The following is a 13,899-nucleotide window of genomic DNA, read 5'->3' as shown; positions in this document are numbered from 1 at the left end:
GTAGTACCATGATTGTAGATTCTCATTGTCATTTAGATCGTTTAGATTTTGATAAACTCGACTTAGACTTAGACCAAGTTTTAGATAATGCTCGCGCTAAAAAGGTTGAACACTTTTTATGTGTCAGTGTAACTTTAGATCAATTCCCATCAATGCTGGATAAAATTAAGAACTATCCAGATGTTTCAGCATCATGTGGTGTGCATCCACTCGATCAAAAAGACGCACTCGATAAGCAAAAGCTAATTTCACTTGCAAGCCACGACAAAGTGGTGGCAATTGGCGAAACGGGTCTTGATTACTATTACTCAAAAGACACCCATATTGTTCAGCAAGAAAGCTTTGTGGGTCATATCGACGTTGCCAATGAGCTAAATAAGCCGCTTATTATTCATACACGAGACGCTAGAGAAGACACCATTAACTTAATGCGCGCCCACAATGCTGAGAATTGTGGTGGTGTATTACATTGCTTTACAGAAAACTGGGATATGGCCAAAAAAGCCATTGATATGGGCTTTTATATTTCGATTTCGGGCATTGTTACGTTTAAAAATGCTGTAGAGTTAAAAGACGTTGTTAAGCAAATTCCGCTAGATCGCTTATTGATCGAAACAGATTCACCGTATTTAGCGCCTGTTCCATATCGTGGTAAAACAAATCAACCAGCCTATGTTGAAGATGTGGCTTACTACATCGCTGAGTTAAAAGGGCTTACTTTTAATGAGTTAGCTGAAGCAACAACTAACAACTTTTATTCGTTGTTTAATCAAGCTAAAAGGGCGTAATAGTGGACGGCGTATCGAACTTACCTCAGTTAGTAATGGGGCCAATGGTACGCCGAGCAGATTCAGAGCGAGTGTGCTTTCAATTTGTTACAACTAGACCTTGCCACTACCGAATAGAGTTTAGCGGTGTTGAAACATTCTCTAGCTTAGAATCAATCCAGTTAGGGCAACACCTTTACTTAAATTTCATAAATGTCATACCAGTCAGTGGCCAGTTTGCAGTTGATTCACTGATCTATTATTCGTTACATGATGAAGAAAAAAGCCTTGATTTATCGTCTTATTGCTATGAACGTGCAGAATCTCCTGCATTTGTGATCCCAAATCGACTCGATAGAATTCTGCATGGTTCGTGTCGTAACCCTCATCACCCTGCAAAAGATAGCCTTGTAGCTGCAGATAATTGGCAAAATGATCAGCGCCAGTCACTTAATGCAGGTGCTGACCTATTATTGTTATCTGGCGACCAAATATATGCGGATGATGTCGCAGGGCCTATGCTGCTCGCGATTGAAAAAGTGATTAGCTTGTTTGGTGTGTTTTCAGAGCCAGCGCTTGATTTAGATTTACCTGCTGGGTTTGATCAGCAACTTTATCAGCGCCATTTACACTTACCCAAAGTACCTTGGCAGAAACGGAGTAAATTTGGTGTTGGTTATTGGCTTAAAAAAGATGAGCCGCACTTCTCAAGCTTAAAAGCTGAAAACCACTTAATCCATTTTCAAGAATTTATAGCGCTTTATTTATTAAACTTCAGCGCGGTTACTTGGCAGCTAATTGAGTTCGAATCAATTGAATGCCCAGCATTAGCCCCTAAATACGCTAATTTATTTAAACTTGAAAAAGACGCACTGCTTGGCTTTGCAAAGGGTCTTCAGAGTGTTGAAAGGTTATTTGCCAATGTATCGACATTAATGATGTTTGACGATCATGATGTCACCGATGATTGGAACCTAACCGCAGGCTGGGAGCAAGCTATTTATCAGCACCCAGCTAGCCGTCGTATTGTAAATAATGGCCTGATTAGTTATTGGTTAATGCAAGGAATTGGTAATGATGCAGGTGATAACTCGCTGTCTTTATTAGCCAGTTTTAAACAAAGTCTGCAGCAACAGAGCTGGCAGTTTCAAGACTTTGATAAGCTAATACTCAATTTTAATCATTGGCATTACGAGCTTAATACCATTCCAAAGGTTGTAGTACTCGATACCCGAACGCATCGCTGGCGCAATGAACAAAACTTCAATGAACCATCTGGTTTACTTGATTGGGAAAGGCTCACTGAATTAGAAGAAAGCTTATTGTCTCACGATAAAGTGATTATTGTATCTCCAGCACCGGTGTTTGGTGTTAAATCGATTGAAGCAATCCAAGCTATTTTTAATTTTTGCGGGCAGCCATTGTTGGTTGATGTTGAAAACTGGATGGCCCATGAAGGTTCTGCTAAAAAACTGCTAGATACTTTTCGCCGTGAAGATACGCCAAAAGAAACCTTGATCCTCTCTGGTGATGTTCATTATTCATTTTGTTTTTCAGTTCAAAAGCGCTTTGGTAAACATAAAAACCGAATTTGGCAATTGACTGCCAGTGGCATTAAAAATGAGTTCCCACGCAAACTTATTAATGTACTCGATAAACTCGACTCAATTTTATATGCCCCGAAAAGCCCACTTAACTTTTTCACTAAACGTTGGCAAATGGAAGTTGATAAACATCAAACCAAAGGCGAAGGACAAAAGTATTTGGTCAGTAATGCGGCTATCAGCTTAATTGAGCTCAATGACGGTTTACTTGCTAAATATGAACTTATTCACGCTGATAACCAAATAACTGAATTCGATTTAAACGATAATTAATCGAATACATTAGAATAAAAAAACGCCCAGAACGAATCCGCATTGTTCTGGGCTTAGGGGGTGGCTCGTGTGAGCCTGCGCTAACTATAAAAAAAACACCTTCTAAATTCAGTAGGGAGAAGTAGAAAGTACTTTTAAGTGTAGTTAATCAACAGGAAATTGCACGGTAAATGTACAAATTTTATACTGGTTTAAAATCAGTCTGTTACAGCTTTTTACCTAAATTAGCGCCTTATTTATACAGTCTTTATGCGCAACTTATACCCAAGTTATCAACTGGGCATTTTGGACCAAATCACGAGGTAATGAGTTCTTAATTTTATTCTTTTGCCACTTACCTAGGCCTACCGGACAACCACATAACATTAAAACTACTTCACCATTATCTTGCGTTGGTTTTTCGAGCCTAATATCTTTACCGTTAAAGTAATCGTTTGCTTGGCAAGCAGACATCTCAAAGGTATTTTTATCGCAATCTTGGCCAAAGACAGTGGCAAACTCGTGAGTTAAGCGAACACCGCCTTTGTGGATCACACCAAGTTGAATACCTAAACGTGAGTATTTAATTTTATCATGCAGTTCATCAAAGCCATCAGGAAACAACCAAAGCTCTTTATCACGTTGCATTAAGGTGCCTTGAAGTGATTTTAGACCGAACTGTTTTTTAATTGTTTGCATAAACGCTTGGCTTTGCTTTTTATCAAATTCAGCAAACGGAAATGCGCCTTTTTTAACTTTTTGATTTGGGTTATCGCTTGATGCTACTTTCTTAAATTTAGCGATGAAGAAACCTTCACTGTCGTAAGTTTGCGGCCAAACATGTAAATAACCTTCACTGGTTGTCGCTTTGTCTGCGCCATCAAACAGGCTGTCGAGCGGTTGTACTTCGATGCAATCAGGGAACTCTGCTAATAGATACTCACACACTTGTTGGTTTTCAAGGGGTGTTAAAGTACAGGTCGAATAGACTAATGTGCCGCCTGGTTTTAAGGCATAAAAGGCACTTTTGATAAGGGCTTTTTGCACAGCAGCAATATCAATATTAGATTCGATTGACCAATTTTTTAGGGCGTCTGAATCTTTACGAACCGTGCCTTCACCTGAACACGGGGCATCTAGCAAAATGTTGTCGAAGCACTCATACATGTAATCCCCGAATATCACACCGTCAAAATGTGATAATGCACAATTACCCACACCCATACGTTTGAGGGTTGCAGCCAATACTTTTAAGCGTGACGATGACAACTCATTGGCCACTAACACGCCACTATTATCCATCATGGCGGCGATTTGTGATGTTTTTGAACCTGGTGCCGATGCCATATCAAGTACCGCGTCGCTTTGCTTAACTTCGGCTCTCAGTGCTACCGGCGGTAACATTGAGCTGGCTTCTTGCACATACATAGCACCACTTAAATGTAAATCGGTATTACCGATTGCAAGGGCGGCTTCTTCGTCGCTTGGTCGTGTTAGCCAGAACCCTTCTTCGCACCATGGAATTGCTGTTAACTCCCATCCTTTTTTGGCACATTGACGCTGAAATTCATCGACTGACATTTTTAATGTATTTACGCGAACAGATCGTCTTAGTGGGCGGCGACAGGCTGCAATAAAGTCGTCTAATGATAAATGTTCAGGAAGGTAGCTTTTTACATCATCAATAAATGAGTCAGGAATATATGTATTAGCGTCCACTAAATGGCTCTCACATCACGTAATAATAGCTGGATCATACCATTTATAGCGCTATCAGGGGATATTTTTAGCTTTTTAAGAGCGATATTGAAGTGTCGACATATTGCTAATATAAATGTTCTTTATAGCCATTATTTTTGATAAATATCAATTTATGTCGACATTTTGCTGGTTTTTTAGCCTATTTTTCAGATCTCAAGGTTGACAGTTTCAATGTTAGGGCGCATAGTGAACTCATAAATTGTCGACAATCTTAATTTAGTACTTTGATAGACCTATTATGACAGAGCAAAAAGCCAACGATAACTACAACGATATCACGATAACAACAGCCTCAGACCAAGTGTTTGTCGACATGCGTCGTGAAATTGTCCAAGGCACCATCGAGCAGGGTAGCAAAATTTCTGAGCCAGAACTTGCTAAACGCTATGGTGTAAGCCGTGCCACCTTACGTGAGGCACTAAATCGTTTAGAGAGCTGTTATTTGGTAGAGCGTAAAGCGAATGTCGGTTGTCGTGTTGTTGCGCTAACCGCCGAGCGTTTAATCGAAGTCTATCAGGTTCGTAGTGCCTTAGAAGGGCTGGCTTGTCGGTTAGCTGCCGACAACATGGAACCTGAAGAAGTACAGGGTTTAAAACAGTTATTGAATCAGCACTTACAAACACAGCGTGTAAAAGAAGGTGAATCATACTACCAAGAAGCGGGCGACCTTGATTTTCATTATCGCATTATTAAAGGGTCGAAAAACGCACACTTAATTCATCTGTTATGTAATGAGTTGTACCAGTTAATTCGTATGTACCGTGTACAAATGGGGATGGTTGGGCCACGTGTATCAAAAGCGTTTGATGAACACTTGGCTATTATTAATGCCATTGAAAACCATGACGGTGAATTAGCCGAAATGCTTATGAAACGCCATATTAGTGCGTCTCAGGCAAATATTCAGACGAAGTTTGACTTACTCGCAGCAAAAAAATCAGTAGCGCCGTAGTTAAACAGTCACAATTTAGATTTAAAAAATAGAGTTAGCCAAAGAGCTGAAACCGTTCAAAGATAGGAGTTATCCAATGTCAGCAGGATTAAAATTCAAACAGGCAATCGCCAACAACAAGCCATTGCAAGTGGTTGGCACTGTCAACGCGTACTGCGCAATGATGGCAGAAAAAACAGGCCACCAAGCACTTTACCTCTCAGGTGCGGGTGTTGCTAACGCATCATACGGCATGCCAGATTTAGGTATGACTAGCCTTGATAACGTACTTGAAGATATTCGTCGAATCACCAGCGCTACCGACTTACCGCTTCTTGTTGATGCTGACACAGGTTGGGGCGGCGCTTTTAATATTGCTCGTACCGTTAAAGAAATGACCAAAGCAGGTGCAGCGGGCTTCCATATTGAAGACCAAGTAGCACAAAAACGTTGTGGTCACCGTCCTAATAAAGAGATCGTGTCTAAAGATGAAATGGTTGACCGTATTAAAGCTGCGGTTGATGCCAAAACAGACAGTGATTTTTATATTATGGCGCGTACTGATGCATTCCAAAAAGAAGGCTTAAATGCCGCGATTGACCGCGCAGCAGCGTGTGTTGAAGCTGGTGCAGACGCCATCTTTGCAGAAGCGGTACATGATTTAGCAGATTACCAAGCGTTTGCTAAGGCGTTAAATGTGCCAATTCTCGCGAATATCACTGAATTTGGTCAAACGCCACTTTATACAAAAGAGCAATTGAGCGAAGTGGGTGTTGAAATTGTACTTTATCCACTTAGTGCATTTAGAGCGATGAACAAAGCAGCACTTAATGTGTATTCATCTATTCTTAGCGAAGGCTCGCAACAAAGCCAAGTAGACAATATGCAAACACGTGCGGAATTATATGAGTTTTTAGATTATCACTCATATGAAAACACACTCGATAACCTTTTCTCAGCTAAAAAATCATAACGACAACATTTAAGGAGAACACTCATGGTAGATAAAGCATTAGGCGGCGCAGGTTTACGTGGTCAAGTAGCAGGTGAGACAGCACTGTGTACAGTAGGTAAATCAGGTTCAGGTTTAACTTATTGTGGTTATGATATTAGTGAATTAGCAGATAAAGCACAGTTTGAAGAAGTGTCTTTTTTACTGTCGCGCGGTGAATTACCAACAGAGTCTGAGCTGACTGAATATAAAGCAAAGCTAAAATCACTTCGTGGTTTACCTGACGCACTAAAAACTGTGCTTGAGAACATTCCTAAAGACGCGCACCCAATGGATGTAATGCGTACGGGTTGTTCAATGCTAGGTAACCTAGAAATGGAGCAAGACTTCTCAGAGGCGAATGATGCGATTGATCGCCTAGTTGCCGTATTCCCAAGCATTATTTGTTACTGGTATCGTTTTAGCCATGACGGCGTTCGTATTGAAACTGAAACAGATGATGATTCGGTAGGTGCACACTTCTTACGTTTGTTACATGACGAAGCACCATCTGCATTATTCGAGCAAGTAATGAATGTGTCTTTAATTCTTTATGCTGAGCATGAGTTTAATGCATCAACATTCACTGCGCGTGTGTGTGCATCAACATTGTCTGATATTCACTCTTGTGTTACGGGTGCGATTGGTAGCTTACGTGGTCCATTACATGGTGGTGCGAACGAAGCGGCTATGGATATGATTGAAGGCTTTACTAGTGCAGACCAAGCTGAAGATGCGCTGATGGGTATGCTTGAGCGTAAAGACAAGATCATGGGCTTTGGTCATGCTATTTACCGTGAATCAGATCCACGTAACGTGATCATCAAAAAATGGTCAGAAAAGCTGGCTGCAGAAGTGGGTGACGATGTTCTATATCCTGTATCTGTTCGATGTGAAGAAGTTATGTGGCGTGAAAAGAAATTATTCTGTAATGCTGATTTCTTCCATGCATCTGCGTATCACTTCATGGGTATCCCAACTAAGTTATTTACGCCAATTTTCGTGATGAGCCGTGTAACAGGTTGGACAGCACACGTGAAAGAGCAACGTGCTAATAACCGTATTATTCGCCCAAGTGCCGATTATACTGGCCCAGAAGCGCGTAGCTACACGCCAATTTCTGAGCGTTAATCGTTAATTAAATCAGTGATAGGGGTGGCTTGGCTACCCCTTTATGAAGGGGCGAAATAAATACAAAAACAATCAGCCCACCTTTGTTCACCGTCACCAAGTACAAGTAGAATCATCATGAATACAAATTTTAGAAAACCATTAGCAGGCACCGGCGTCGATTACTTTGATACTCGCGCTGCTGTTGATGCAATTAAACCGGGCAGCTATGCCACACTTCCTTATACATCGCGAGTACTTGCCGAAAACTTAGTTCGTCGTTGTGACCCTGAAATGCTAAATGATGCACTGTCGCAATTGATTAACCGCAAGCGTGATTTAGATTTTCCATGGTTTCCTGCGCGCGTTGTGTGTCACGACATCTTAGGTCAAACAGCGTTAGTTGATTTAGCAGGCCTGCGTGATGCCATAGCTGCAAAAGGCGGCGATCCTGCAAAAGTAAACCCTGTGGTACCGACACAGTTAATTGTTGACCATTCATTAGCGGTTGAACACGCAGGTTTTGAACCTGACGCATTTGAAAAAAACCGTGCTATTGAAGACCGTCGTAACGATGACCGATTCCACTTTATTAATTGGACGAAAACAGCATTTAAAAATATTGATGTGATCCCGCCGGGTAACGGCATTATGCATCAAATCAATTTAGAGAAAATGTCACCTGTGATCCAAAAACGTGACGGCGTGGCATTCCCAGATACATTAGTTGGTACAGATAGCCACACACCTATGGTCGATGCATTAGGTGTTATTGCAGTCGGTGTAGGTGGTCTTGAAGCTGAAAGCGTGATGCTTGGCCGTGCATCTTACATGCGTTTACCTGACATTGTGGGTGTTGAACTCAAAGGCAAGCCACAACCGGGTATTACTGCAACCGACATTGTATTAGCGATCACCGAATTTTTACGTAATGAAAGAGTTGTGTCGACCTACCTTGAATTTTATGGTGAAGGTGCTGATGCACTTACCTTAGGCGATAGAGCAACTATTTCTAATATGACGCCAGAGTTTGGCGCAACAGCTGCGATGTTTTACATTGATGACAACACGCTTGATTATCTACGTTTAACAGGCCGTGAAGAAGAGCAAGTTAAACTCGTCGAAACTTACGCAAAAGAAACTGGCCTTTGGAGTGATAGCCTTAAAACGGCAGAATATGAGCGTGTGTTAACCTTTGATCTATCATCAGTTGGTCGCAATATTGCGGGCCCTTCAAATCCACATCGCCGTGTTGCAACAAGCGAACTTGATAAAGCGGGTATCACTGGCGTTGTTGAGAATGAAGAAGGCTTAATGCCAGATGGTGCCTGTATCATTGCTGCAATCACAAGTTGTACGAATACTAGTAATCCACGCAATGTTATTGCCGCAGGTTTACTTGCGCGTAATGCTAACGCTAAAGGGTTAACTCGTAAGCCATGGGTTAAAACATCACTGGCACCGGGTTCTAAAGCGGTTAAGTCTTACTTAGAAGAAGCAAATTTATTACCTGAGCTTGAACAACTAGGTTTTGGTATTGTTGCCTTTGCATGTACAACCTGTAACGGGATGAGTGGTGCGCTTGACCCAAAAATTCAGCAAGAAGTGATTGACCGCGACTTATACGCAACTGCTGTGCTTTCGGGTAACCGTAACTTCGATGGCCGTATTCACCCTTATGCTAAACAAGCATTCTTAGCTTCACCGCCACTGGTTGTTGCTTATGCTATCGCCGGTACTATTCGTTTTGATATCGAAAAAGATGTATTAGGGCATGATCAACAAGGCAACGAAATTCGCCTTATGGATTTATGGCCATCAGATGAAGAAATTGATGCAGTGATCAAACAAAGTGTTAAACCTGAACAATTTAAAAAGGTTTACGAGCCAATGTTTGACTTAAGTGTAGATTACGGTGAAGACAACGATCCACTTTACCAATGGCGTCCACAAAGTACTTATATTCGCCGTCCTCCTTATTGGGAAGGCGCATTAGCGGGTGAACGCTCTCTGAGTGATATGCGTGCATTAGCTGTGTTGGGCGACAACATCACTACTGATCACTTATCACCTTCGAATGCGATTTTAGCGTCAAGTGCTGCTGGTGAATACCTGGCTAAAATGGGTCTCCCAGAAGAAGATTTTAACTCCTATGCTACTCACCGAGGTGACCATTTAACAGCACAGCGTGCTACATTCGCTAACCCTAAGTTATTGAATGAAATGGTTAAAGAAAATGGTGAAGTGAAGCAAGGTTCATATGCTCGCATTGAACCAGAAGGCAAAGTGACGCGTATGTGGGAAGCTATCGAAACCTACATGGAGCGCAAACAACCGCTTATCATTGTAGCTGGTGCTGATTATGGTCAAGGTTCGTCACGTGACTGGGCTGCAAAAGGTGTTCGCCTAGCTGGTGTTCAAGTGATTGCAGCAGAAGGCTTTGAGCGTATTCACCGCACTAACTTAATTGGTATGGGTGTATTACCGCTTGAGTTTAAAGCAGGTACTACGCGAACTACGCTAGGTATTGATGGTAGTGAGAGTTTTAGTGTCAAAGGTGAGCCAACACCAGGTGCAACACTGACACTAGTAATTACCCGTGCCAATGGTGAAATCGTTGAAGTACCAATGACGTGTCGTTTAGATACCGCTGAAGAAGTGTCAATTTATTCAGCGGGTGGTGTACTGCAACGTTTCGCGCAAGATTTTTTAGAATCTGAGGAGCACTAAGCGATGGCGTTTAAACCACAAATTAAGGTGCCAGCGACCTATATGCGTGGCGGCACCAGTAAAGGGGTTTTCTTTAACTTAACTGACTTACCTGAGCCTGCCCAAGTGGCAGGTGAGGCGCGCGATAACCTGTTGTTACGTGTGATTGGTAGCCCCGATCCTTACCAAAAACAAACTGATGGTATGGGCGGTGCAACCTCAAGTACCAGTAAGACGGTAATATTATCAAAAAGCGCGAAACCTGATCACGATGTTGATTATCTATTTGGTCAAGTAGCTATCGATAAAGCGTTTGTTGATTGGAGTGGTAACTGCGGAAATTTAACTTCTGCAGTCGGAGCCTTTGCTGTGTCGAACGGCCTTGTTGATGCCAGCAAAATTCCAGACAACGGCGTTGTCGAAGTTAAAGTTTGGCAAGTCAATATTAGTAAAACCATTATAGTACATGTGCCAATTACTAACGGCGAAGTGCAAGAAACCGGTGATTTTGAGCTTGATGGCGTGACCTTTCCAGCCGCTGAAGTAAAACTTGAATTTATGGACCCTGCAGATGGCGAAGGGGCCTTATTCCCAACAGGTAACTTAGTCGATGAGCTAGAAGTGCCGGGTATTGGTATGTTGTCTGCAACGATGATCAATGCGGGTATTCCTACAGTTTTCATTAACGCCAGTGAAGTTGGCTATGATGGCACAGAGCTGCAAGAAGCCATTAACGGTGATGCATCGGCACTTGAAAAATTAGAAACAATTCGAGCCTACGGGGCGTTGAAAATGGGGCTAATTTCTCATATTGATGAAGCAAAGGCACGCCAACATACGCCAAAAGTGGCTTGGGTAGCACCTGCTAAAACGTATCACGCATCAAGCGGTAAAGTTGTAAATGAAACCGATATTGATTTAGTGGTACGTGCTATGTCGATGGGTAAATTGCACCATGCTATGATGGGCACGGCTGCGGTAGCAATAGGTACTGCAGCTGCCATACCTGGAACTTTAGTAAATCTTGCGGCAGGCGGTGGTGAGCGACAAGAGGTAAACTTTGGTCATCCTTCTGGCACTTTAAAAGTCGGCGCTGCTGCAACACTTGTTGATGGCAATTGGCAAGTCACTAAAGCAAGTATGAGCCGAAGTGCGCGTGTGTTGATGGAAGGTTGGGTTAGAGTGCCCGAGTAGTACTCAATCGCGTACTGATATTATCAAAATAAAGCGGCGGTTACGCCGCTTTGTCTGATCCGTAGCACTGTTGTTTCATTCCTTCAATATATTCATCAAACTTGCCGCTTTGTTGCATCAGTTCAATTTCATCATTTAAATCTTGTAAAACTTTTTGCCAGTGCGGCGTTGATTTACTAATAGAATAATAAAGCGGTTTGTATTCAAGCTTTGGTTCTAGCGCGACCAGTGATTCTAAAATTTGTCGTTTGCCGCTAATTGATAATTCAGACTTATAAACACTGGCTTTAAGAACTTCAAGGTCCGCCACAATCAGACTTACTCGATTACTTAGTAAAAGATGGATTAACTGGTATTCATTATTTGCGACGATTGTATCGATTTCTTTATTATCAATCATAGCATCGAGTTTTTTGGTATTTTTATAAGAGCGGACTACACCAATAGGTAAATTCTCAACTGATTTTAAATCACCATTGAAAGGGATTTGATTTCCTTTTAACGCCACGAATGATAGATCTCCACCAGGTATTTCATGACTTAAAGCAAGTAAATTGTTGCGAGTTTTACTAAGAAAATTATCTGATACAACATCATCTTCAATGAAGTACTCAGGAAAAAGAATATCAGCGCGACCTAATTCAGCTTCTCTTACGGCACGCGCCCATGGGTAGAAACCAATGTGTATGCCATAACCTTTTTCAAGAAGTGAGCTGACAGTAAATTGATAGAGCCAGCCCTTGTTACACAAGTTTTCGTCAATATAAGGAGGCCAATCTAAAGTGACGAGCTTTAAAACATGTTTGGCACTTAGGTTATAACCGTATCCGCCGTTGAAACGCACCGCTTCTTCAGTGACGATTTCACCATTTTTTTCAAAACTAACAGGTGTTAGACCCGCAAGGGCTTGATATGAGGCGAATAAAAAGAGCACTGTTAATAGTTTCATAAATTATCTAAGTTTTTATTATTTATCTAAAGCTTAGCCTTTTGTCGTAAATATACAACCTAGTAACTGTAACAATATCTAACGTACTTGCTGAGCTTTCTTTATAACTATAGTTGCCTTGCTAATTTTGGCGTGCTAGGTTTCATCAAGTGTAGCGCAGCGTTGCACCGCTTTGAGGACGACCTTAAAGTTGTAATTTAAATTCGGGGACGACCCCATAAAGAGGTCGACCATGAATTGGATCCTACTTATTGCTGCTGGCTTACTTGAAGTCGCTTGGGCTTATGGCTTAAAACAATCAGACGGTTTTACAAAACCCCTCATTTCATACTTTACAATCTTAACCATGGCTGCCAGCTTTTATTGCTTAAGTGTGGCGCTCAAATCATTACCACTTAGTTTGGCGTATGCGGTTTGGGTTGGTATCGGCGTTATTGGCTCAGCAATAATAGGCATGACACTATTAGCTGAAGGCGTGAGTCTATTAAAAATAGCCAGCTTACTACTGATTGCTCTTGGTATTATTGGTTTGAAACTCGCTAATTAATATAGTTTTTACTGCTCCTACTCAGTTTCATAACGCTAATTAAGGGTATGAGACTGAGAGCAAACGATTGAAGCAGTCGTGCGCTAAACAACTGAACTACATATTTTAAATTTGGAAAATTAAGAATTGGTACGACCGAGTGGATTCGAACTACCGATTTTGGCGTGGGTCATAGAGAGCGGTAGTGCTCTAACCAACTTAGCTAAGGAATATTTTAAATTTGGAAAATTAAGTATTGGTATGACCGAGTGGATTCGAACCACAGACTTTTGGCGTGGGTCATAGAGAGTGGTAGTGCTCTAACTAACTGAGTAAATCTTTTTAGATTAGTGTATTTATTAATATAAGTTGTAGGAATTACAAAGTAGCAATAAAGATATAATTGGTACGACCGAGTGGATTCGAACCACCGATTTTGGCGTGGGTCATAGAGAGCGGTAGTGCTCTAACCAACTGAGTTTCAACTGTATAATATTGATTTTAGGATAATAAAATTATGAGGAATTTGAATGAATTGGTACGACCGAGTGGATTCGAACCACTGATTTTGGCGTGGGTCATAGAGAGCGGTAGTGCTCTAACCAACTGAGCTACAAATATTTTAAATTTGGAACATTAAGAATTGGTACGACCGAGTGGATTCGAACCACCGATTTTGGCGTGGGTCATTGAGAGTGTTAGTGCTCTAACCAACTGAGCTACGGTCGTACAGGCATTTAATTCTGAAGTAGATTAAATGTTTTGGTACGACCGACTGGATTCGAACCACTGATTTTGGCGTGAGTCATAGAGAGAGGTAGTGCTCTAACCAACTGAGCTACAGATGTTTTAAATTTGGAACATTAAGAATTGGTACGACCGAGTGGATTCGAACCACCGACCTCTACCATGTCAAGGTAGCGCTCTAACCAACTGAGCTACGGTCGTACTGGGATGTTAAAATCAAGATTGGTACAACCGAGTGGATTCGAACCACCGACCCCTACCATGTCAAGACGTGTTCTATTTAACTTATGCTGATACATGTAGAGCCTATATTCTTTATAATTCAACATTTTATGATCTATTGCTGCTTTCTAATTTG

The 13,899-nt window shown here is 41.6% G+C and carries 10 protein-coding genes and 2 tRNA genes; 8 read left to right on the top strand and 4 right to left on the bottom strand.

Annotated elements, in window-relative coordinates; genetic code table 11:
* Positions 1–8 precede the first annotated feature (8 nt).
* Together ISP07_RS04530 and ISP07_RS04525 are read left to right on the top strand one after the other, a co-directional pair.
* Positions 9–788, top strand: coding sequence for a TatD family hydrolase (locus ISP07_RS04530; protein WP_209326945.1), 780 nt, complete (start codon positions 9–11; stop codon positions 786–788).
* Complete coding sequence (locus tag ISP07_RS04525) at positions 788–2,644, top strand: alkaline phosphatase D family protein (RefSeq protein WP_420706820.1); 1,857 nt, start codon at positions 788–790, stop codon at positions 2,642–2,644. The genes ISP07_RS04530 and ISP07_RS04525 overlap by 1 nt, the downstream gene beginning before the upstream one ends.
* A gap of 258 nt (positions 2,645–2,902) precedes the next feature.
* Here ISP07_RS04525 and rsmF read toward each other — a convergent pair whose 3' ends face one another.
* Positions 2,903–4,342, bottom strand: coding sequence for a 16S rRNA (cytosine(1407)-C(5))-methyltransferase RsmF (gene rsmF / locus ISP07_RS04520; RefSeq protein ID WP_209326944.1), 1,440 nt, complete (start codon positions 4,340–4,342; stop codon positions 2,903–2,905).
* Between the two features lie 280 nt (positions 4,343–4,622).
* Here rsmF and ISP07_RS04515 point away from each other — a divergent pair, with 280 nt between their 5' ends.
* From ISP07_RS04515 to prpF, 5 genes are all read left to right on the top strand, one after another.
* Complete coding sequence (locus tag ISP07_RS04515; RefSeq protein ID WP_209326943.1) at positions 4,623–5,336, top strand: GntR family transcriptional regulator; 714 nt, start codon at positions 4,623–4,625, stop codon at positions 5,334–5,336.
* Positions 5,337–5,412: 76 nt separating this feature from the next.
* Positions 5,413–6,288: a methylisocitrate lyase gene (gene prpB / locus ISP07_RS04510; protein WP_054561375.1), complete on the top strand. Its 876-nt coding sequence runs from the start codon at positions 5,413–5,415 to the stop codon at positions 6,286–6,288.
* Positions 6,289–6,312: 24 nt separating this feature from the next.
* Positions 6,313–7,437, top strand: a complete 1,125-nt coding sequence (gene prpC / locus ISP07_RS04505; protein WP_062565267.1) for a bifunctional 2-methylcitrate synthase/citrate synthase — start codon at positions 6,313–6,315, stop codon at positions 7,435–7,437.
* Between the two features lie 117 nt (positions 7,438–7,554).
* On the top strand, positions 7,555–10,146 hold the full coding sequence (gene acnD / locus ISP07_RS04500) for a Fe/S-dependent 2-methylisocitrate dehydratase AcnD (RefSeq protein WP_138600116.1): 2,592 nt from the start codon (positions 7,555–7,557) through the stop codon (positions 10,144–10,146).
* A 3-nt stretch (positions 10,147–10,149) separates the two neighbouring features.
* Entirely contained in the window at positions 10,150–11,319 is a 1,170-nt protein-coding gene (gene prpF / locus ISP07_RS04495; RefSeq protein WP_194442274.1) for a 2-methylaconitate cis-trans isomerase PrpF, read from the top strand.
* Between the two features lie 40 nt (positions 11,320–11,359).
* On the opposite strand, the gene ISP07_RS04490 is transcribed toward prpF, so the two are convergent.
* Positions 11,360–12,268, bottom strand: coding sequence for a substrate-binding periplasmic protein (locus ISP07_RS04490; protein ID WP_194442272.1), 909 nt, complete (start codon positions 12,266–12,268; stop codon positions 11,360–11,362).
* Between the two features lie 232 nt (positions 12,269–12,500).
* Between ISP07_RS04490 and ISP07_RS04485 the strand changes: the two genes are divergently transcribed.
* Positions 12,501–12,815, top strand: coding sequence for a DMT family transporter (locus tag ISP07_RS04485; protein ID WP_209326942.1), 315 nt, complete (start codon positions 12,501–12,503; stop codon positions 12,813–12,815).
* Positions 12,816–13,438: 623 nt separating this feature from the next.
* On the opposite strand, the gene ISP07_RS04480 is transcribed toward ISP07_RS04485, so the two are convergent.
* Positions 13,439–13,523, bottom strand: a tRNA-OTHER gene (locus tag ISP07_RS04480).
* Between the two features lie 142 nt (positions 13,524–13,665).
* A tRNA-Val gene (locus ISP07_RS04475) sits at positions 13,666–13,742 on the bottom strand.
* Positions 13,743–13,899: the final 157 nt, after the last annotated feature.

The organism is Pseudoalteromonas sp. PA2MD11, assembly GCF_017808125.1.
In the GTDB taxonomy this organism is placed as follows: Bacteria; Pseudomonadota; Gammaproteobacteria; order Enterobacterales; family Alteromonadaceae; genus Pseudoalteromonas; species Pseudoalteromonas simplex.
The sequence above is the reverse complement of the archived record's forward strand: the minus strand, read 5'-3'. Positions and strand labels throughout refer to the sequence as shown.